Source organism: Lactobacillus kefiranofaciens (assembly GCF_014656585.1).
Taxonomy (GTDB): Bacteria; Bacillota; Bacilli; order Lactobacillales; family Lactobacillaceae; genus Lactobacillus; species Lactobacillus kefiranofaciens.
In genome coordinates, this window is record NZ_CP061341.1 from 1,156,028 (window position 1) to 1,175,201 (window position 19,174).

Sequence of the window (19,174 nt, forward strand, 5' to 3'; positions counted from 1 at the left end):
TCAAATACTTCCACAATTAAATTTAAAATCCACAATCGGTGTAGCCCCCGCTTCAATTAACTGATTAGGCCCAGCTGATAATTGACTGGTGATTGGTCCAGGGACAGCATAAATATCTCGATTTTCCTGTAAAGCGATACTAGCCGTGATTAGCGAGCCAGACTTTTCTTTGGCTTCAGTAACAATTACACCAGTAGACAATCCTGCAAGAATTCTATTCCTTTCTGGAAATCTGAAAGGACGAGGCGGCGTATCTGGCAAATATTCGCTAATTAGTAACCCTTTTTGCGTAATCTCCTTTTGTAAATCACAGTTTTGCTTAGGATAAGAATAATTTAACCCGTTGCCTACTACCGCTATAGTACGACCTTCATTGTTTAAGACAGCTTGATGGGCTAAGGCATCTACTCCTTTAGCTAAACCACTAGCAATCACATAATTTTGCTCAAGCAGATTAGGAACTAAGCGATTAATTACATTTTTACTGTAATTAGTAGGATAACGTGAACCAACAATCGTAATAATTTCTTTTTGTAAAAGGGAAAGATCGCCACGAGCAAATAAGACTAAAGGTGGTCGATACATTTGCCTCAGTTTTTCTGGATATTCATCATCAAAGAAACTAATTACCTCACTTTGTTGATAAATTTGCTTTTTCAACCGTTCTAAATCCGGATCCTTAAAAGTACATAAACAAGCTTGAATTAATTTTTCGGGTAAATCCATTTGCTCAATTTCTTCTATACTTATTTCTAGATTAGCATCCATTTTTTGAGCGATAGTAAGCAATTTAACATAGCCAATGCCCTTTTGTAACTTTAATTTTAATAAGAATTCTGTCTTTTTCATAAAACCCTCCATTACTTATTACGCAAAAAAAGGGCATTTTTTCTTTTTTATTTGCAATTATTTAAAAAAATCGCTTACTGGAGCAAATGTTTTTCTATGAATAGGTGTTGGTCCATATTTTTTTAAGGCAGCAATATGCTCTTGCGTGCCATAGCCAGCATTTTTAGGAAAATCATATTGAGGATATATTTTAGCATAATCATCCATTAATTTATCCCGGAACACCTTAGCTACAATTGATGCCGCGGCAATTGAATTCGACTTGGCATCCCCTTTAATTAATTTTATCTGGGGAAGATCAACCGGAACATTCATTGCATCAACTAGCAATGCAGCTGGCTTAATATCCAAATCGCATACTGCTTGTGCCATTGCTTGACGATCCGCTTCATAAATATTGATTTCGTCAATTACCTGAGCGCTTTTGACGCACACAGCGACACTTACTGCCTCAGATAAAATCTTGGGATAAAGCTTTAATCTCTTTTCTGGACTTAACTTCTTAGAATCATTAACATCAATTAGATCAAAATTCTGATCAATGATAACAGCTGCAGTCACCACCGGACCAGCTAGCGGGCCTCTACCAACTTCATCCACACCAGCTACCAGTTGTCCTTTTTGCCAAAACTTTTTTTCATAATTAAAACGCTGCAAAAAAGACTGCTTCTTTTTAAGTAATTTAGCTTGTCTTTTATGATAGCTTACCAACAGCTTTTGTACGCCACTACGTGGATCCGCTGCTAAAGCTTCTAATTGTTCCGTACTAACATTATTCTTAAGTAGCTCTTTAATTTCTTTAATGGTCATGGTCTATCTAAAGTAATCCTTCCCAATGCGCCTTTACGCAAACGCTGCAACATATATAGTGAGAAGCGATCATAATCATCACGCATTCCATATTTTTCAGTCATTGCTAGTAAAAGATCAGGATCAGTCATTTCTGTAATTGCAGAACTTGATAATTTAGAGAATCTAATTAGATTCTTTAAATAATGAGCACGAAAATTCTTTAAAACAAATAGAGCAACGTCATCTGCATGAAAAATGCTATCTTTAATAGCTCCAAGAGCGGCTAACTTATACCCAACTTCTTCATCTGAAAATTTAGGCCACAAAATACCTGGAGTATCAAGGACCTGAATATTGCTACTCGTTTTTAACCATCTTTGTCCTTTAGTAACTCCCGGTTTATTGCCAACTTCAGCTACATTGTGCCCAACTAAACGGTTAATAATAGTTGATTTGCCACAATTAGGAATACCAGCTAAAGCAATTCTAATTGTAGGATTAGATGCGCCTCTTGCCTCTAGCTTGCGAGTTTTTTCTGCAGCAGCTTTTTTAATTAGCGCAATCAATTTTTGCATATTAGTATTATGCAATGAATCAAGCGCTAAAATATATTTATTAGGCTGATTTAACTTTTCAGTCCATTTTTTGGTTAAAACAGGATCTGCCAAATCTGCCTTATTTAAAATAATAATATGCGGCTTGCTTCCTACTAGTTTCTCAATCATTGGATTCCTAGAGGAGGCCGGTATTCTGCTATCTAGTACTTCTACTAGAACATCAATTAATCCTAATTTATCCTCTAATTGATTACGAGCCTTATTCATATGACCCGGATACCACTGAATTGTTGTCATAATATATCTTCCTTCTTTTCTTATTCTTCTGTATCACCTAAGAAAATAACTTCCGCAATTAAAATTTCCCTATAGAGTGTTAAAAAACCGCGACGATATTCTTGCTCTTGCTGAGCAATTCGGCCTAGATAATTACGCTCTTGTCTAAACGCATAGCGATAAACTTCCGCCCGGAATTCTCGTTGATTTTCAGTTAACTCTTTTTGTCTAATAGTGTACTTAGTCTCTTTAATAAAATCTTTGATGGAAGTCTGATTCATCTGTGTTCTTAAGTCGAATTTTAATTGCTTTCTGATCTTTTTAGGCAAATAAATTTCATTCATCTGTTTTAATGCATATTGGACCATTTCTTGCCGAACTCTGTCTACCTCGCGACGCATTTCCAAATCCGGCTTATCTTTTTTAAGCAAAAAGCGAAAAGCAATTGTTGGCACAATCATACTAGTCAATATCAAGGTGATCTCACTAACTAAGATAAGATGAAAATCCGCAAGATTAACGCTCATTTCACTTAAAGTATAAGCCAAAGCAAAGGTTACTGCACCATGAATGCCACCTAGACTAAATATTAAGGCGTCTTTAGAATTAATTTTACCTACAATATTTGGCGAAAAACGACAATAAAGAAATCGTATCAATAAATTGGCACTATACAAAATCAGTCCTGCCCAAATTGCATCAACTGTTTGCTGATTAAAAACATCATCTCGCATTGAGCGAACAATGATAATCCCAAGTAATAAAAATACAATACCATTCAAAACATCAATAATTAATTTTGAAAACTGACTGCTATTATAAAAAATAGTAGGATTGCTTAAGCGGCTTCGTTCTGACTCTACGTTATGCATCAGGCCAGCAGCTACTACGGCAATAATCCCTGAAACATGAATTTCTTCCGCCAAAAAATATATCATAAATGGGGTTAAGAAAAATAAAACTTCAACTGGCATCGAAACAGCCGTAGTCAAATGATATTTAGAACGAAAATTCAACTGTCTTAAAAAAACTAACAAAATAGCAATTAATCCGCCTAAGATAATTCCACCTCCGGCAGAATAAATAAAATTGCAAATAGCCTCTTCAACATGCAATTCTCGATGAATATACCAATCAACTGCCATATTGAGCAGAATAATTCCTGAAGCATCGTTAAAAAGAGATTCATCCTTTAAATAAAACGCTACTTTTTTAGGCAATTTTAAGCCATGAGTAACCGATTCCGTTGCTGTAGCATCAGTGGGAGTAGAAATCGCTGCTAAAATAAAAGCTAGTGGCAAAGATAAACCTAGACTAAAATAAATTCCAAAAGCAGCTGCAATCGTGGCTAGAATAATCATTATCACCGTCAAGCCTACAATTGCACGCCAGCTTCGCAAAACGTTGTACATCCTAGTACGTTGACCTTCATAAAAAAGCAAGGGTGCAACAATTAATCCCATAAAAACTTCAGAATGAAAGCTTTCAATTAAAGCGTTTGTCTGTGGTACTAGGGCGATTAATATCCCTATCCCTAATGCAATATAGTTGACAGAGATTTTTTTCAAAAAACGTTGCTGAAGAATAGTAGCAATCGCTACAGTAAATATAATAAAACCAATAAAAATTATTACGTTCATTTTATTTCTCGTTAAAAAAGCCCAGGCAATTTTTAAGCTTGGACTTAGTACATCATCTTATCTTCATACATCCGATATGCACGATCAAAAATTGACATACTCGGTAAATAACTAGCATTGAGTTCTAAATAATCCGAGAGTTTTTCATAATTTTGCTCTTGTTTTGGAAAAGACAGATCATGCTGGGCGTTATTTGCAAATTGAGTAACATCATCTGTTGAATCTGTATCCCTTTGCGTCATCAAATAGCGATAAAAACTTTCTCGATAAGCCATAATTACTCCATATAATACAAAATTGCATATGCCCCATTGCCAGCATGAGTAGCAATAATTGGACTCGTTTCAGCTACTAAGACATCTATCTTAGGATTAATAGCTTTAATTTGATTAGCCAGCTCCTGCATCAGTTCGGGCGTATCTACGTAAGAAAGACCGACTTCTTTAATTCGGTCTTTATTATCCGTAATTTCTTTTAGAACACGCTCATTAAAAGCCTTAGTAAATTTTTTGCCTCGACCCTTTTTAGCTACCTTTAATTCTCCCTTAGGCATCTGCAATGCAATACGAATATTGAGCATAGTCGCAATTCGACCTGATAAGGCACCTAACCGTCCACCTTTAATTAAATTCTTTAAATTGACGACCATCATTTCTAGTTTTTGATCATTTCTAATTTGCTTCACGTGCGCAATAATCTCATCCATGCTTTTGCCAGCCTGTGCATCTCTAGCAGCTGCTAAAACCTGAAATCCTTCTGCACGATCGGTTAGTTCAGAATCAAAAATAATCATATTCTCACTTTGGCCAGCGATCTCAGCAGCTTGGCGGGCAGCATCAATTGTTCCGCTAAGTGTTTTAGCTAAAAAGATACCAATTACTTGGCTGCCATCTGCAGTTAACTTTTTAATTGCATCCACAAAACGTCCAATAGGTGGTTGACTAGTCTTAGGCAAGTTTTTAGCAGCATTCATTTTTTTAACAAAATCACTTCTCGTAATATCAACGCCATCTACATAGGACTGACCATCAATTGTAATCGTCAATGGCACTACCGTGATATTATATTTTTTTATCTCTTCTGATGTCAGTTGGACGGAAGAATCCGTCATAACTTTTATTTTCGACAACGTATTCGCCTTCAATTCTAATTTATTTACCCATTTTTATGATAAAATGTGAACAGTATATATTTGTATTGTATCAAAAAAACTACTTAAGAAAAAAGGATTGATCAAATGAAACTTAGTGAACTTTTTCAAGAGCCACAGCAACGCTCTAAAAAATATTATCTACTAGATAATATTTTCAGTGCTATTACACATGGGATTGGTTTTGGCCTGGCTATTGCTGGGCTAGTCATCTTAATTGTCCAAGCCGCTCATACTGGCAATCCAATGCGTATTGTAACTTTTACCATTTATGGATCATGTCTAATCTTGCTTTACTTATTTTCAACTCTATACCACAGCCTTATTTTCACCAGAGCCAGAAATGTTTTTCAAATCTTTGATCACTCATCAATTTTTTTATTAATTGCTGGATCTTATACTCCATTTTCACTAGTCGCCATCGGCGGTGGTTGGGGCTGGACCTTGTTTGGATTAATTTGGGGACTAACAATTTTTGGTATTATTTACTATATTTTTAATCGTGGTAAACATATTATTCTAGACACAATTTTATACGTAGCAATGGGCTGGCTAGTCATTCTATCTGGTCCATATCTTTACCACCGACTAAGCCCTACAGGATTCTGGTTACTAGTAAGCGGGGGCATCGCCTATACTATCGGTGCAATTTTGTTTAGTATGCGCAGCATTCCTTTTATTCATACAATTTGGCACTTATTCGTCATGCTAGGATCAATCTTAATGTATTTTTCTGTTTTACTTTATGTTTAAAAGTCTGGGAGATCTTTCCAGACTTTTTTACTTTTATTTTAGATTGTCCAAATAATCTTCAATGGCTTCTTGATTATTTTCAAGCTCACCAGCTACTACCATTGCTCTAATCCAGTTAAGAGTTTTTCCTAATTGAGCACCAGGACGCATTCCACGCTGTATCAAGAATCTACCATCCATCGCTAATTCACCTGGCTGCTTGATCGGTAAGGCCATATAACGATCTATCAAAGCTTCTGAAGCAATAGGTTGACCTAAAATATGAGCTACATCGATTGTGTTAACCAAAGTTTCTTCTCCAGCTTGAAACAATTCATAATCGCTAGGCGCATGATCTGAAATCAAATCAAACAAATTAATAATTCGCTCAACTTTTTCAGTAGTGGCATTGGAATTTTTCCAGTCACGCATAAAACCATGAATTCGTTCATTAGGCATTTTTAAAAGCAAAATGATTAATGCCCATAAATTTGTTTCCATAGTTGGACTAAATTGCAGTTTAGGGTAAATAGACAGCAATTCTTTTTTACCGGCAAAATCTGGGACATCTTCGCTTAACTGTGTATCAAGAAAAACTTGGAAAGCTTGTCTTGAATTGGTCCCTAAGCCCATTTTGACAAATTCTTCACGAATTCGTTCCACTGAGATCTTTTTTAGCAATTGATGATTATCTTTAATTGCCTGCCTCGTCTTCTCTTCTAGCTTAAATTCTAGCTGGCTCATAAAGCGAACTGCTCGCATCATTCTCAATGCATCTTCGTGAAACCGAGTCTCAGGGTCGCCAACTGCACGAATAATATGATGTTCAAGGTCATCTAGTCCGTTAAATAAATCAACAATTTCTCCTTTGGTATTCATTGCCAAGGCATTGATTGTAAAATCTCTTCTCTTTAGATCTTCATCTAAGTTTTGAACAAAAGTTACATGGTCTGGTCTACGAAAATCTTGATAACCTGACTCTGTTCTGAAAGTCGTAATTTCATAGCTTTCATTATTATACAATACAGTTACTGTTCCATGTTTAATGCCCGTATCAATAGATTTGTCAAATAGCTGTTTAACCTCTTCTGGATAAGCGCTAGTAGTGATATCTACATCATGGACATGACGATGTAGCAATACATCACGGACAGAACCACCCACAAAATATGCTTCAAAACCTGCATTTTCTAGAGTTTGTAAAACAGGCATCGCTTTTACAAAAATATTTGGTAAATTATCTATCTTGATCATTAATAAAATCTCAATTCTTATTATCGTTAATTATTTCATTTAATTTTTCGTTTGTTAAAATGAAGGTAAGGGGACAAAGGAGGTAATTATTATGCATAAAATTGATAAAACTACAATGATCGATATCTTTATGATTGCTCTAGGTTGCGCCATTTATGCTGTGAGTCTAGATATGATCTCAGTACCCAATAAGCTAGCAGATGGTGGAATCAGTGGTATTGCATTGATTCTACGCCATTTCTGGAACATTAACATGGGATTATCTACTTTAGTACTTAATATTCCCTTGATCTTATTAGGATATCGCTTCATGGGCAAACGCCTATTAAGCTATACAATCTGGGGAACACTTTGTCTTTCCTTTTTCCTTTGGTTTTGGCGCTCAGTACCTATTATAAAACAATTGAATTTAGAACACGACCTCTTCCTTTCAGCGATTTCCGCGGGAGTGCTTTCAGGAATCGGATTAGGCTTAGTATTCAGATACAATGGTACTTCTGGCGGTACCGATATTATCGCCCGAATCTGCCAGCTTAAGCTGGGAATTTCTTCTGGCAAAATGTTGCTTTTCTGTGATGCTGTAGTCTTATTCGCATCTCTTTCTTACTTAGACATTAAGCATATGATGTATACTTTACTAGCATCATTCGTACTTTCACGCGTTATGGACACGGTTCAACAAGGTGCTTACAGCGCTCGTGGCTTATTAATTATTTCTGATAAATACCAAGAAATTGGTAAGATGATCGATTTAAAACTAGATCGCGGCTTTACTTATCTTAAAGCCTTAGGTGGCTATCAACAAGATGAAAAACGAGTCATCTATGTTGTAGTATCACCTCGTGAAATCGCTGCAATTAAGCAATTAATTTGGCAGGAAGATCCTAATGCCTTCATTTCAATTATCGAGGTACATGAAGCTCTGGGTGAAGGTTTCACCTATAAACAAAAACGACACCATTTCTTCATTCGGAAATAAATAAGCCGGCTGCATAGTCGGCTTATTTTTACAGATTATTATACAGATCTTGCATTTCATCATCTTCAGGGGAAAGCCGCAGATATTTCTCTAACAATTGTTTTGTAATATCCACATTATTTTGGGCGTTAAAGAAAATAATCATTTGCCGCAAGAAATCTGGATTCTCCTTAAAATCAGGGTACGCTAGTAAAAATTCGCTTTGCGCTTTTTCCGTATTATCTAACTTTTCATATGATAAAGCCATATTCCAATGAGCTTGTGGTTCAATGCTTTCATTATCGAGATTCTTAAATAAAGCAATGTTATCCTGATCACGACGCTGATGTAAATAAAGATTTGATAGTTGCAAACGCAAATCACTATTATCTGCAGCCACTTTTAAGCCTTTTTCAAGCAAACTTTGAGCTGTATCTAATTCATTTAGATTGGCAGCGCTTCTAGCACCCATAGAGTAAAGGGTCTCATCAAGTTCATTATAAGCCAAACCAGCTTGTGCTGTCCGCAAAACTTGCTCATTATCATGCCGATGTTCATAGGCTTGTGCCAAAAGTGGATAGGCATTTACATAGTCTGGGCTTTGCTTTATTACCTCATCTAAATATTTGATTGCTTGCTGATCATCACCTACAGCCAGCATTACCAATCCTGCTTCGTACTTACTATCAATGTCTAAGATGCTATCACTATGTTCTCTAATAATTTGAGCCGCTTCTTCATACTTGCCCAATTTGGCATTAGTTGCAAATAGGCGTTGATATAGATTCACTTCACTAAAACTACTCTGTCTTTGAATTAAATCCTGATAAAGAGCCAAAGCTTGTTCATAATCACCACTTAAATAATCTAACTCAGCTAAGCCAAATTTTACCGCATCTTCTTGTAGTGCAAGTTTAAGAGCCTGCAATAATTTATCCTTAGCAGTTTCAATTAAGCCATTAGTTTGATAATAATCTGCTTGCACTAACAGACTATCTAGATAAGCAGAAGACTCCTCAGAAACGTTATAAAGCAACGATAGGCCATCGTCTTCATCCCCGTCATTTAAAAGAATTTCAGCTAAATACACCTTAAATAAATCTTCGCGGGGAAACTTAGCAATTAAAGCACGATAAACTTGTTTAGCCAAATCAGTAAAACCCAAACCAGTTAAATTAGAAGCTAATGAAGATAAAATTTCCGGATCATCATTATTCAAGGCCTCTTTAAGTAAATGTTGATTCGATGAAAAGTCATGATTTTGAATGGCATCAAGTAATTGTTCTGAATAACTCATTAGTTTTCCTCCAGTCAATTATTTATTGTACTAAAAAAAGGCGCTGGAATAAAATCCAACGTCCTCTTGGTTAGTTGAGTTAAGTAAGTATTACTTAACTGCATCTTTAAGAGCCTTACCTGGCTTAAATGCAGGTACTTCACTAGCCGGAATGCTAATTTCATCACCAGTTTGTGGGTTACGGCCTTTACGAGCTGCACGATGACGTACTTCAAAAGTACCGAAACCGATTAATTGTACCTTTTCACCCTTAGCAAGGTTATCTTGAATTGAGCCAAAGATAGCATCAACGGCTGCTGCAGCATCTTTCTTAGTTAATTTAGTCTTTGAAGCAACTTCAGAAACTAATTCAGCTTTATTTGCCATGAATAATTCACCTCCTGAATTGAACCCGAAGTCCATAGTTTGTTCTTTGTTTTGAAAAAACAAGGAATAATGATCACGTCTAATCATTGTTTCCTAGAAACCAAAATATCACAAAAAGCCCATTATAACAAGGTTTTGTACGAAAATTTACAATTTCTCCGCTACTTTCTCTTTCGAGCAATAATTTTAATCGGTGTTCCCATAAAATTAAAATTCTCTCGCAATTGATTAATCAAGAATCTCTCATATGAGAAATGCATTAGTTCCGGATCATTAACGAAAACGACAAATGTTGGTGGATTAGTACTTACTTGGGTCATGTAATACACTCGCAACCTCTTACCTTTTACCATTGGGGTAGGCACAAGCTTGCTTGCCTCTAATAATAAGTCGTTCAACACGCTTGACTGAATACGCTGATTTTGATTTTGATAAACGTTATTAACCATTGCAGGAATCTGATCCAAACGTTGTCCAGTTTTAGCAGATACAAATAAAATCGGAGCATAATCTAAGTATTGAAATTCTGTCCTAATTTCACGCTCAAATTCCTTTGCGCTAGTACTATTCTTTTTAGGCAAATCCCATTTATTAACTACAATAATAATTCCGCGCCCTGCTTGATGAGCATATCCGGCTACGTGCTTGTCTTGTTCTCTAATGCCTGTACTTGCATCAAGAACCAATAAAACCACGTCTGAACGCTCAATAGCACTCATTGCACGCATTACAGAGTATTTCTCTGTTTTCTCATAGACTTTGCCTCTACGTCTAATGCCGGCAGTGTCAACTACTTTGAACTTAATACCATCCTTAGTAAATGGGGTATCTACAGCATCACGAGTAGTGCCTTCTTCATTAGCTACAATTACTCGATCCTCACCAAGCAATTTATTAACGATTGAAGATTTACCTACATTTGGTCGACCAATTACGCTAAATGAAATAACATCATCAGCCTTAACATCTTTATCTTCTGGCAATTTTTTCACGATTTCATCAAGCAAATCACCAATACCAGTACCATGACTACTTGAAATTGGAATCGGATCGCCTAATCCTAAACTATAAAAATCATAAATGTCATTTCTTTGTTCCGGATTATCTGCTTTATTTACTGCTAAAATAACAGGTTTCTTTGTACGATAAAGAAGATGCGCAACTCTTTCATCAAGATCTGTCATGTGGTTTACCACATTAGTCAACATTACAATCACGTCTGCTTCTTCGATAGCTATTTCAGCTTGAGCACGGATTTCTTCTTCAATTTTTCCGCCTTCCCAAGTAATACCACCAGTATCGATCAAATCAAACTGGTGACCCATCCATTCAGCTTGCGCGTAATTACGATCACGAGTAACTCCCGCCTTGTCTTCAACAATTGCTAAACGTTGATTAATAATTCTATTGAATAAAGTTGATTTACCCACATTCGGACGACCAACAATTGCTACAACTGGTAAAACCATCTCTTCACACCCTTCCAATCTTATAAAAATAAAAAAAGCCGACTTACTGTCGGCTTTTTTATTAGAAATGACTATTTACGGTCCTTTAATTGGTCACCAATGATGTCACCTAAAGCAAAGCCGTTGTCGTTGTCACCCATATACTTCTTGTTAACTGAGTTTTTGTTACGTGAACGACGTGGACGAGAACTGTAGTTGTCTGATGATGAAGCATTAGGATCAGCAGCCTTGATTGAAAGTGAAATTCTCTTATCACTTGGGTCAATGTTTAATACCTTAACCTTAACTTCTTGACCAACCTTCAAAACATCGCTTGGCTTGTCAACGTGCTTGTTTGAAATTTCTGAAACGTGTACTAAACCTTGAATACCATCAGCAACTTCAACAAATGCACCGAAGTTAGTTAATGACTTAACTTCACCTTCGAAGACATCACCTTCATTTAAGTTAGCAGTAGCTTGTTCAAATGGAGAAGGTTCAGTTTGCTTAATAGACAGGGAAATACGATGTCTGTCATTGTCAATACCAATGACCTTAACTTTAACTTCTTGACCAGCCTTTAAAACGTCACTTGGCTTGTCAACATGCTTGTAAGAAATTTCTGAAATGTGAACTAAACCGTCAACGCCACCAACATCAACAAATGCACCAAAGTTAGTTAAACGTGAAACCTTACCTTCGATTACATCACCAACAACTAATTGTGATGCAACCTTATCAAAGGCTTCTTCACGTTCTTCTTCAACTAAATCCTTGTGTGAAAGAATCAAACGGTTCTTGTTAGGATCAATTTCAGTGATCTTAAGCTTCATAGTCTTACCAATGTATGGCTTAAGGTCTGAAACGTAACGGTTAGAAATTAATGAAGCTGGTAAGAAACCACGAGTACCAACATCAACAAGTAAGCCACCACGAACTGATGAAGTTACAGTACCTTCGATAGCATTGCCTTCTTCGTAGTCCTTTTGTAACTTGTCGTAAGCTTCTCTTTCCTTTAAGCGGGTAACTGAGAAGAAGAATTCACCATTTTCCTTATCTCCACCGGCTCTTCTTAATACTAAGGCCTTGAACTTGTCGCCAGGCTTAACTAAATCACGTAAGTCTGCGTTACGATCTGAAGTGTATTCACGACGAGTAATGACACCTTCAACACCGGCATTTTCAACACCAACATCGATTTGGCCGTCTTCAACGTCTAATACTTCGACATCGACAATATCTCCGACCTCAACTCCTTGCATTTGCTTTAATGCGTCTAAAAATTGATTACTGTTTTCTGACATATGTACCTCCCAAATATCATATCCCATTTTAAAGGAAAGTTAGATATTTTTCTACTATTTTGTGCTGTTTTTTAAAACTTTTTTTGATTTTTTTCGATTTGAGCTAAAATTGCCTCTACAACTTGGTCAATTGACATGTTTGTAGTGTCAATTTCAATTGCATCATCTGCCTTTTTTAGTGGTGAAACTTTACGGTGAGAATCCTTATAGTCTCTTGCCGCAATATCTTTTTCAATTTCATCGACTGTTTGCTCAGATTTAATGCCACGCTGTTTTAAATCTAATAAGCGACGCTCAGCACGAGATCTAGCTGAAGCAACTAAAAAGATCTTCACTTCAGCGTTAGGTAATACGGTTGTTCCAATATCGCGCCCATCCATAATCACATTGGTTTCCCCCGCCATCTGTCGCTGGAGAGTAACCATTTTTTCTCGCACTTTAGGTAAAGCCGAAACCTGCGAAACATTCGCTGAGATTTCAGGTGTTCTAATCTCTTTAGAAACATCTTTTCCAGCTACGTATACTTTTTGCTCACCATTTTCAGACTTCAATTCAATTCCAGCCTGATCAATGGCTCGTAATATTCCAGCTTCATCCCCATAATCCAATCTATGATTACGGGCAATTACTGTACATGCACGATACATTGCACCTGTGTCGATATAAACAAACGACAACTTATTAGCAATGATCTTAGCTACTGTACTTTTTCCTGCTGATGCAGGACCGTCTACTGCTACTTGCATTCCAATTAAAAGAGCTCTTAAAATCGAACTCTTTTGTCCTTTCTGAAAGATTATTTCAACTTAAGTGTTTGGCCAATATTGACATCCGAAGTGTCTTTAAGATCATTTAATCTGGCTAATTGATCAACGGTCATACCATTGTCTTCTGCAATACTAGTTAAAGTATCCCCAGTTTGCACAGTATAGAATTTATGCACAATTTTCTTAGATGAACTTGAACTAGATTGAATAGAACTTTTTTTGGATGAAGAAGATGATGAGGTCTTCTTTGCCTTGGATGACTTAGACGAACTTGACGATACCTTCTTGACCGTTTGAACTTCTTCAGCTTTTTCTGAATGGTGACTAGCCAATCGATGAACGGCTGGGATTAAAGCAATTAAAATAACTGCTAAAATCACGATAACAGCGATCCAGCGAGCTGATCCATCATGCGGATTATCTTGGGTACTACGCTTTTCAGTCGGCCGTTCATAATGCTGATATGGCCCCGTTGATTTTTTATCCATCTAAAATTCCTCCATTCACTTAACGAATTTAATTCTAGCATATTTCTGATGTCTTTGAATATGAAAAATTCCATTAACTCTAAAAGTTAATGGGAAAAAATTTTAATTCAAGTTAAATCTTTTACGTACAAATGGCTTAATAGTCTTAATTGTCGCTTCAAACAATAAATAAACCGCGACGCTATTAATTACACCTTTTAATAAATTAAATGGCACAATAATTGTAAAAATATAAGTAGTCATGGAAGGTAAATGCAATAATTGACCTAAATAAACTTTCTCAGTAAAATGAAGCAGACCGGCATAACCATTAATTGTTGGCAAGTCCGGCACAGCTGTTACCGCATAGATTGGAGTTAAGATAAATGCATTAGCTAGTGCCAAAATAGCCGTCATAATTAACACGCCAATTATTAAACCGAAAATAGGCTTTAAATGCCCTGCTTTAGTATTTCTATTCGTTTGATTAATATTCTTGCTAAAGAAATAAAATGGCAATGAGAATGACATGGAAGCTAAAAAAGCAGCTATTTCGCCAACTAAGCTTGGCAAAGCAAATCCACTAAAAATCAAACTCAAAAGCATCCTAATTAGTGCAATAATCACTCCTGGCACAGCTCCAAAAATGAACATACCAATGGTAATAATTACATCAGAAAAGTCGAACTTTAAAAAACCTACTCCCGGAATAATTGGAAACTCCAATTTCATTACTACAAATGCAATACAACCTATTAAAGTGTATGCAATAATATTAGCTAGATTAGCAGAATTAGTTTTAGCACTGTTCATAAACTTGCTTTCCTTTCCAAAACAAAAGGTCTATTGCTTCAGCAACAGACCTTTAAAAGTTAAGTAAGCTTCTTTTTGAGTCTGTCTTCTTCCATCTAGACTTTAACTATCGGTATCTAACGATTCCACCACTTACGTGGGTCGCGGACTCTAACCGCCGGTCGGGATTTTCACCCTGCCCTGAAGACAATAACCTTTAATATTTAATTACAAGTATAAACTAATCCATTTGCATCAATTTGTCAACTTCATGCTTTGATAATTCCCGATACTGTCCAGATGTAAGCGAATCCAAGGTCAAAAAGGCGTATTTTTCACGCGATAATTTTTCTACCAAATGACCTACTGCCTTAAACATCCGCTTAACTTGATGATAATGTCCCTCATGAATGGTTAACTGCACAATTTGGGTATCCTTACGCTTATCCGTCTTAAGCACTTTGACTTTAGCTGGAGCAGCCTTAAAGTGCTCTAGTTTTACCCCACGAGTTAACGTATTAATTTCCTCTGGCGATAGCATCCCCTTAATTTTAGCAACATAAACTTTTGATACTTCATTTCTAGGATGCATTAAAAGATTGGCCAATTTTCCATCATTAGTCATTAATAATAGACCCGAAGTATCATAATCAAGTCTACCAACTGGATATAAACGATACGGAATATCTTCAAAATAATCTACGACTGTTTTTCTTCCCTTATCATCACTAGCAGTCGAAACAACGCCCCGTGGTTTATAAAACAGATAAGTATGCAAGCTTTCTCTTTCAATTGGCTCATCATCAACTGTAATGTTACTGAAAGTATCTACTTTAGTGCCTAACTTAGTAACCACTTGCCCATCTACTTTAACCCGTCCTGCCGTAATCATTTTTTCAGCTTTTCTTCTCGAAGCAATGCCTGCTTCTGCAATGACCTTTTGCAATCTTTCCGCCATTTTATTTTCCCTCCTGAATCTGTTTATCCATTTTACCTTTAGATTCAAATAAGTCTACCTCTTCATTATCAGCATTATCTTCAAAATCCTCAATTAACGGGAGATCTGCTAAACTCTGATATCCAAAATACTGTAAGAAGTAATCAGTAGTAACGTATAATTTAGGATGTCCCGGCGCATCTTTTTTACCATCAGGTTTAATCAAACCGCGCCAAATAAGAGTTTGTAAGGCTCCCGACGAATTAACTCCTCGAATATCATCAATTTCTACTCTAGTAATTGGCTGTCGATATGCAACAATTGATAAAATCTCTAAAGCTGATTGACTTAAATTCTTAGTTAAATCTTTTTGAAAATATTTTTCAATTATCTTAGCAGTTTGCGGACTTGTAGTTAATTTATAAGAATGTGCAATATGAATCAACTGAATACCAGCATCAGGATCAGTTGATAGGTTTTTTTGTAACTTATTTATAATAACCGTTAATTCTTTCTCATCCATTTTAAGAAGCTCAATTAAATTTTGCTCTTCAAGTCCATTATCTCCAGCAGCATATAACAGTGCCTCTAAATTCGCTTGCTTACTTACCATTTGCATCCATTCTTTCTAAGTCTAAGTCCCCAAACTCTCGCGATTGAGTAATTTTGACTTGATGATTTTTACTCAATTCTAGCATTGCTAAAAATAATCCAATTACATCAGAAATATTTTTCATTTGATCGGCACAATAAAAAAAGCTAACTCGCTTTTCTTTAGTTAACTTAACCTGCAAATAATCAATCATTTCATTTATCGGCGTCTCGGCTACTTTAATTAAAGCCGTATCTGGCCGACGCATTTTCAAACGACGAAGTACCATTGAAAAAGTGGTTGCTAGATCAGCTGAAGTAATCTGTCCTTTGGGTAAAGGCTGTATTCTAATATCTTTAGAAACACTTGCTTCTTTAGCAACTGTAATTGGGACTTTTTCATTTCTTTCTTTAAAATACGCGGAGACCTTTTTAAAAAGAGAATATTGTACCAATTGCTGTACTAACTCATCACGAGGATCTTCGTCAGGTTCGACCTGATCTACAAAATCATTTTGCGGTAACAAATACTGTGATTTAATTCGTAGCAAAGTTGAAGACATTACGAAATATTCACCTGCAATTTGTAGGTTCAAACTTTGCATTTGACGCAAATAATCTAGATATTGACTAGTAATTTGTGCAATAGGAATATCATAAATGTCGATTTTTTGTGATTGGATCAAATGCAATAATAAATCTAACGGTCCTTCGAAATTTGGTAACTCTAATGTTAAATTACTCTTCTTCATTATCTTCTTCGATTGTCTTTAATAAATTAGCATATTCTGGTAATGCCGTGATACGCTTATCTGGATATTCTTTTTTTAACTCCAACAGGATTTTTTGTTCATAACTAATTTCACGAAATCCAGGTGCCAGCGAAAGATACCTTATTACAATAAATTGGTTAGTAATTTGCGTACCCAGCACACCGACCATATTTTGTTGATTATTACTATAAAGAAAGAGTACAAATTCATTATCCTGTTCATTTAATCTAATCTCTTCCTTTAAATTTTCAATATTTTTAAAATCAGGCAAATAAGAAAGTAAACCCATTGCCGTTTTTTCATAATCTTTTTTATATTGAATTAACATTTTTTCACCTAAAGACGGGGATGCGTCTTATGATATACTTCTAAAATCTGCTTTTGTGATAAGTTAGTATAAATCTGAGTAGTGCTAATATCAGAATGTCCTAAGATCTCTTGTACTACTCGTAAATCGGCACCATTAGCCAATAAATGAGTGGCAAACGTGTGACGTAAAGTGTGTGGAGTTACATCTTTAGTTATTTTTGCCATCTGACAATACTTTTTAATCATTTGCCAAATAGCTTGCCTAGTGAGCATTTTCCCCCGACTATTCAAGAAGATATGATCTTCACTGCGGCCAACTTTAAGAATTTGCGAATCACGAACTTGCTTTTGATATTTAATAATCCAATCTAATGCTACGGGACTAATAGGGATTAAGCGCTCTTTCGATCCCTTGCCCAATACTCTAATTAGACCAAGATCTTCATGCAAATCTTGTAACTGTAGATTAATTAACTCACTCACCCGCATACCAGTTGCATACAGTGTTTCTAAAATAGCCCGATCCCTAATGCCTAATTTTTTATGAATATCCGGCTGTGCAAGTAGCTGCGTTACTTCTTTTTGACTTAATGCTATTGGCAGTCTGCGTTCTTTCTTTGGTAGATCAATTTCAAGCATTGGATTGAGCTTTTGAATATTTCGTCGTGCAAGCCATTGATAAAATTTACGCATACTTGAAATCATCCGGCTAATTGAACTAGTAGATTTATTTAAATCGCGCTGTCTAGCTAAAAAAGCATCAACATCATTTGCTTCAGTTGGCCAGCTAGTCATGCCTTCCTTTAAGACAAAAACAAGATATTCTTCCAAATCTTGACGATAAGCAGTAATTGTATTAGTACTCAATCCGCGTTCAATCTGCCTATAGCGCAAGTAATCATCAATTTGATCTTGTAAATTATTCTTCTCCATCAGCATTCTCTTCTGGATCTTTAATTAAGGTAATTGTTCCCGCAGTCTCATCCTCTTTGATTAAGCCGTCTTTTAATAGATGACCTAAGGCCCGTTTAAAAGCAGACTTTGAAATACCAAAATATGACTTAATCTCTTGCGCATCAGACTTATCATAAAATGGCAAAGTCTTTGTTTCTCGTCTACGTAAACTCATCAAAATCATTTGAGCATCATCATCAATTTCTTCAAAAGCCCGCGGCAAAGTACTTAGATTTAATCGACCATACTGACTAACACCAATTACTCTACCCTTAAATTGTTCCCCTAAGCGCATTGGACGTGGCATCTGTGTCTCATGTATAAATCCTAAGTAATAGTCATTAGTTAAAACAAAAGCACCGATATCACGAGTTGCATAAACTGTACCAGCAACATTTTCATTGCTCATATTATTAGGGAAATTAGCAGCTAATTGATCAAAAATGTTTTCATCTGCTAATTTTGCCCAAATTCGATCCTTATAGTCTGTTTCTAATCGTACTAATAGACGATCATCACGACGAGGCCATCTCTCCTTATCACGTGGCAAATCATCCATTGATACTACCACATCCTTATCAGGTAAGCCTACATCAACGAAAACACCTAAACCTGGACGAGCCTCAGTTACTTTACCCCACCCATATTGATCAGGTTGAGCAAATGGCAAAAATTGAGTCATTTCTCGATCGTGTTCTTTATTGTCATAAATGAAACCTTCAATCTCATCACCAATCTTAGGTAGTTCATCTTGAGTAACTTCATGCTTTTTTAATTCATACGTAACACCATCAATCTGAACATAATACGCCTTATCGTTGGCATCAATAATTTTTCCTTTTGCAACTGTTCCAAGCATTAATCAACGTCTCCTACTTTACATATTCTTTATATATAAGTATAAGAGAAAATTACACAAAATAAAATAGCCAGCTCAAAAGCTGACTATTTTTTGATTAGC

22 protein-coding genes and 1 riboswitch are annotated in these 19,174 nt (G+C 36.0%); of the genes, 2 read left to right on the forward strand and 20 right to left on the reverse strand.

The features are described from left to right. Genes dprA through ICI50_RS05775 form a run of 6 tightly spaced genes read right to left on the reverse strand, consistent with a single transcriptional unit; the run spans nt 1 to nt 5,243 of the window. Nucleotides 1–849, reverse strand: coding sequence for a DNA-processing protein DprA (dprA, locus tag ICI50_RS05750; RefSeq protein WP_013854177.1), 849 nt, complete (start codon nt 847–849; stop codon nt 1–3). A gap of 57 nt (nt 850–906) precedes the next feature. Further along, nucleotides 907–1,659: a ribonuclease HII gene (locus ICI50_RS05755; protein WP_188891312.1), complete on the reverse strand. Its 753-nt coding sequence runs from the start codon at nt 1,657–1,659 to the stop codon at nt 907–909. Next, nucleotides 1,656–2,495 (reverse strand): ribosome biogenesis GTPase YlqF, encoded by an 840-nt coding sequence (gene ylqF / locus ICI50_RS05760; protein WP_013854179.1) that lies wholly within the window; start codon nt 2,493–2,495, stop codon nt 1,656–1,658. Before ylqF ends, ICI50_RS05755 begins: the two co-directional genes overlap by 4 nt. A gap of 20 nt (nt 2,496–2,515) precedes the next feature. Next, nucleotides 2,516–4,114, reverse strand: a complete 1,599-nt coding sequence (locus ICI50_RS05765) for a cation:proton antiporter (RefSeq protein WP_056941328.1) — start codon at nt 4,112–4,114, stop codon at nt 2,516–2,518. 44 nt (nt 4,115–4,158) lie between these two features. Then, nucleotides 4,159–4,389 carry a YozE family protein gene (locus ICI50_RS05770; RefSeq protein ID WP_013854181.1) on the reverse strand — a complete coding sequence of 77 codons (231 nt, stop codon included), beginning with the start codon at nt 4,387–4,389 and terminating at the stop codon, nt 4,159–4,161. Between the two features lie 2 nt (nt 4,390–4,391). After that, a complete protein-coding gene (locus tag ICI50_RS05775) occupies nt 4,392–5,243 on the reverse strand; it encodes a DegV family protein (protein WP_025084227.1) in 852 nt (283 codons plus the stop codon). Between the two features lie 108 nt (nt 5,244–5,351). Here ICI50_RS05775 and trhA point away from each other — a divergent pair, with 108 nt between their 5' ends. Continuing rightward, nucleotides 5,352–6,017 (forward strand): PAQR family membrane homeostasis protein TrhA, encoded by a 666-nt coding sequence (gene trhA / locus ICI50_RS05780; protein WP_056941327.1) that lies wholly within the window; start codon nt 5,352–5,354, stop codon nt 6,015–6,017. Nucleotides 6,018–6,050: 33 nt separating this feature from the next. Here the strand turns inward: trhA and ICI50_RS05785 are convergent, their stop codons facing one another. Then, nucleotides 6,051–7,250, reverse strand: a complete 1,200-nt coding sequence (locus tag ICI50_RS05785) for a CCA tRNA nucleotidyltransferase (RefSeq protein WP_056941326.1) — start codon at nt 7,248–7,250, stop codon at nt 6,051–6,053. 91 nt (nt 7,251–7,341) lie between these two features. On the opposite strand from ICI50_RS05785, the gene ICI50_RS05790 reads away from it, so the two are divergent. Continuing rightward, nucleotides 7,342–8,229, forward strand: a complete 888-nt coding sequence (locus ICI50_RS05790; RefSeq protein ID WP_013854185.1) for a YitT family protein — start codon at nt 7,342–7,344, stop codon at nt 8,227–8,229. A gap of 28 nt (nt 8,230–8,257) precedes the next feature. Here ICI50_RS05790 and ICI50_RS05795 read toward each other — a convergent pair whose 3' ends face one another. From ICI50_RS05795 to ICI50_RS05855, 13 genes are all read right to left on the reverse strand, one after another. After that, nucleotides 8,258–9,505 carry a tetratricopeptide repeat protein gene (locus ICI50_RS05795; RefSeq protein ID WP_054640090.1) on the reverse strand — a complete coding sequence of 416 codons (1,248 nt, stop codon included), beginning with the start codon at nt 9,503–9,505 and terminating at the stop codon, nt 8,258–8,260. A 90-nt stretch (nt 9,506–9,595) separates the two neighbouring features. Then, nucleotides 9,596–9,871, reverse strand: coding sequence for an HU family DNA-binding protein (locus tag ICI50_RS05800; RefSeq protein ID WP_013854188.1), 276 nt, complete (start codon nt 9,869–9,871; stop codon nt 9,596–9,598). Nucleotides 9,872–10,032: 161 nt separating this feature from the next. Next, the gene (gene der / locus ICI50_RS05805; protein WP_013854189.1) at nt 10,033–11,340 is read right to left on the reverse strand and encodes a ribosome biogenesis GTPase Der; all 1,308 of its coding nucleotides are present in this window, start codon (nt 11,338–11,340) and stop codon (nt 10,033–10,035) included. 71 nt (nt 11,341–11,411) lie between these two features. Then, a complete protein-coding gene (rpsA, locus tag ICI50_RS05810; protein ID WP_054640091.1) occupies nt 11,412–12,623 on the reverse strand; it encodes a 30S ribosomal protein S1 in 1,212 nt (403 codons plus the stop codon). Nucleotides 12,624–12,694: 71 nt separating this feature from the next. After that, nucleotides 12,695–13,369 (reverse strand): (d)CMP kinase, encoded by a 675-nt coding sequence (gene cmk / locus ICI50_RS05815; protein ID WP_188891314.1) that lies wholly within the window; start codon nt 13,367–13,369, stop codon nt 12,695–12,697. A 50-nt stretch (nt 13,370–13,419) separates the two neighbouring features. Next, nucleotides 13,420–13,878 carry an SAG1386/EF1546 family surface-associated protein gene (locus ICI50_RS05820; protein ID WP_013854192.1) on the reverse strand — a complete coding sequence of 153 codons (459 nt, stop codon included), beginning with the start codon at nt 13,876–13,878 and terminating at the stop codon, nt 13,420–13,422. A gap of 102 nt (nt 13,879–13,980) precedes the next feature. Further along, nucleotides 13,981–14,670 (reverse strand): ECF transporter S component, encoded by a 690-nt coding sequence (locus ICI50_RS05825; RefSeq protein WP_188891316.1) that lies wholly within the window; start codon nt 14,668–14,670, stop codon nt 13,981–13,983. Nucleotides 14,671–14,749: 79 nt separating this feature from the next. Further along, a riboswitch (FMN riboswitch) is annotated at nt 14,750–14,862 on the reverse strand. Nucleotides 14,863–14,890: 28 nt separating this feature from the next. Beyond that, entirely contained in the window at nt 14,891–15,607 is a 717-nt protein-coding gene (locus ICI50_RS05830; RefSeq protein ID WP_013854194.1) for a pseudouridine synthase, read from the reverse strand. Nucleotide 15,608: 1 nt separating this feature from the next. After that, a complete protein-coding gene (scpB, locus tag ICI50_RS05835; RefSeq protein ID WP_013854195.1) occupies nt 15,609–16,199 on the reverse strand; it encodes an SMC-Scp complex subunit ScpB in 591 nt (196 codons plus the stop codon). Further along, a complete protein-coding gene (locus ICI50_RS05840) occupies nt 16,189–16,929 on the reverse strand; it encodes a segregation and condensation protein A (RefSeq protein WP_013854196.1) in 741 nt (246 codons plus the stop codon). The genes scpB and ICI50_RS05840 overlap by 11 nt, the downstream gene beginning before the upstream one ends. Beyond that, on the reverse strand, nt 16,916–17,278 hold the full coding sequence (locus ICI50_RS05845) for a hypothetical protein (RefSeq protein WP_056941323.1): 363 nt from the start codon (nt 17,276–17,278) through the stop codon (nt 16,916–16,918). Before ICI50_RS05845 ends, ICI50_RS05840 begins: the two co-directional genes overlap by 14 nt. Before the next feature lie 8 nt (nt 17,279–17,286). Then, on the reverse strand, nt 17,287–18,192 hold the full coding sequence (xerD, locus tag ICI50_RS05850) for a site-specific tyrosine recombinase XerD (RefSeq protein ID WP_013854198.1): 906 nt from the start codon (nt 18,190–18,192) through the stop codon (nt 17,287–17,289). Further along, nucleotides 18,179–19,072, reverse strand: a complete 894-nt coding sequence (locus ICI50_RS05855; protein ID WP_056941321.1) for a CvfB family protein — start codon at nt 19,070–19,072, stop codon at nt 18,179–18,181. Before ICI50_RS05855 ends, xerD begins: the two co-directional genes overlap by 14 nt. Nucleotides 19,073–19,174: the final 102 nt, after the last annotated feature.

What these genes read in the sequence shown, in the direction of transcription:
- ICI50_RS05830 (WP_013854194.1), bottom strand. Translation starts at nt 15,607, where the DNA reads ATGGCGGAAAGATTGCAAAAGGTCATTGCAGAAGCAGGCATTGCTTCG.
- ICI50_RS05855 (WP_056941321.1), bottom strand. Translation starts at nt 19,072, where the DNA reads ATGCTTGGAACAGTTGCAAAAGGAAAAATTATTGATGCCAACGATAAG.
- ICI50_RS05800 (WP_013854188.1), bottom strand. Translation starts at nt 9,871, where the DNA reads ATGGCAAATAAAGCTGAATTAGTTTCTGAAGTTGCTTCAAAGACTAAA.
- scpB (WP_013854195.1), bottom strand. Translation starts at nt 16,199, where the DNA reads ATGGTAAGTAAGCAAGCGAATTTAGAGGCACTGTTATATGCTGCTGGA.
- ICI50_RS05820 (WP_013854192.1), bottom strand. Translation starts at nt 13,878, where the DNA reads ATGGATAAAAAATCAACGGGGCCATATCAGCATTATGAACGGCCGACT.
- rpsA (WP_054640091.1), bottom strand. Translation starts at nt 12,623, where the DNA reads ATGTCAGAAAACAGTAATCAATTTTTAGACGCATTAAAGCAAATGCAA.
- ICI50_RS05765 (WP_056941328.1), bottom strand. Translation starts at nt 4,114, where the DNA reads ATGAACGTAATAATTTTTATTGGTTTTATTATATTTACTGTAGCGATT.
- dprA (WP_013854177.1), bottom strand. Translation starts at nt 849, where the DNA reads ATGAAAAAGACAGAATTCTTATTAAAATTAAAGTTACAAAAGGGCATT.
- ylqF (WP_013854179.1), bottom strand. Translation starts at nt 2,495, where the DNA reads ATGACAACAATTCAGTGGTATCCGGGTCATATGAATAAGGCTCGTAAT.
- ICI50_RS05785 (WP_056941326.1), bottom strand. Translation starts at nt 7,250, where the DNA reads ATGATCAAGATAGATAATTTACCAAATATTTTTGTAAAAGCGATGCCT.
- ICI50_RS05845 (WP_056941323.1), bottom strand. Translation starts at nt 17,278, where the DNA reads ATGTTAATTCAATATAAAAAAGATTATGAAAAAACGGCAATGGGTTTA.
- ICI50_RS05790 (WP_013854185.1), top strand. Translation starts at nt 7,342, where the DNA reads ATGCATAAAATTGATAAAACTACAATGATCGATATCTTTATGATTGCT.
- trhA (WP_056941327.1), top strand. Translation starts at nt 5,352, where the DNA reads ATGAAACTTAGTGAACTTTTTCAAGAGCCACAGCAACGCTCTAAAAAA.
- ICI50_RS05840 (WP_013854196.1), bottom strand. Translation starts at nt 16,929, where the DNA reads ATGAAGAAGAGTAATTTAACATTAGAGTTACCAAATTTCGAAGGACCG.
- ICI50_RS05795 (WP_054640090.1), bottom strand. Translation starts at nt 9,505, where the DNA reads ATGAGTTATTCAGAACAATTACTTGATGCCATTCAAAATCATGACTTT.
- ICI50_RS05825 (WP_188891316.1), bottom strand. Translation starts at nt 14,670, where the DNA reads ATGAACAGTGCTAAAACTAATTCTGCTAATCTAGCTAATATTATTGCA.
- der (WP_013854189.1), bottom strand. Translation starts at nt 11,340, where the DNA reads ATGGTTTTACCAGTTGTAGCAATTGTTGGTCGTCCGAATGTGGGTAAA.
- ICI50_RS05770 (WP_013854181.1), bottom strand. Translation starts at nt 4,389, where the DNA reads ATGGCTTATCGAGAAAGTTTTTATCGCTATTTGATGACGCAAAGGGAT.
- cmk (WP_188891314.1), bottom strand. Translation starts at nt 13,369, where the DNA reads ATGCAAGTAGCAGTAGACGGTCCTGCATCAGCAGGAAAAAGTACAGTA.
- xerD (WP_013854198.1), bottom strand. Translation starts at nt 18,192, where the DNA reads ATGGAGAAGAATAATTTACAAGATCAAATTGATGATTACTTGCGCTAT.
- ICI50_RS05755 (WP_188891312.1), bottom strand. Translation starts at nt 1,659, where the DNA reads ATGACCATTAAAGAAATTAAAGAGCTACTTAAGAATAATGTTAGTACG.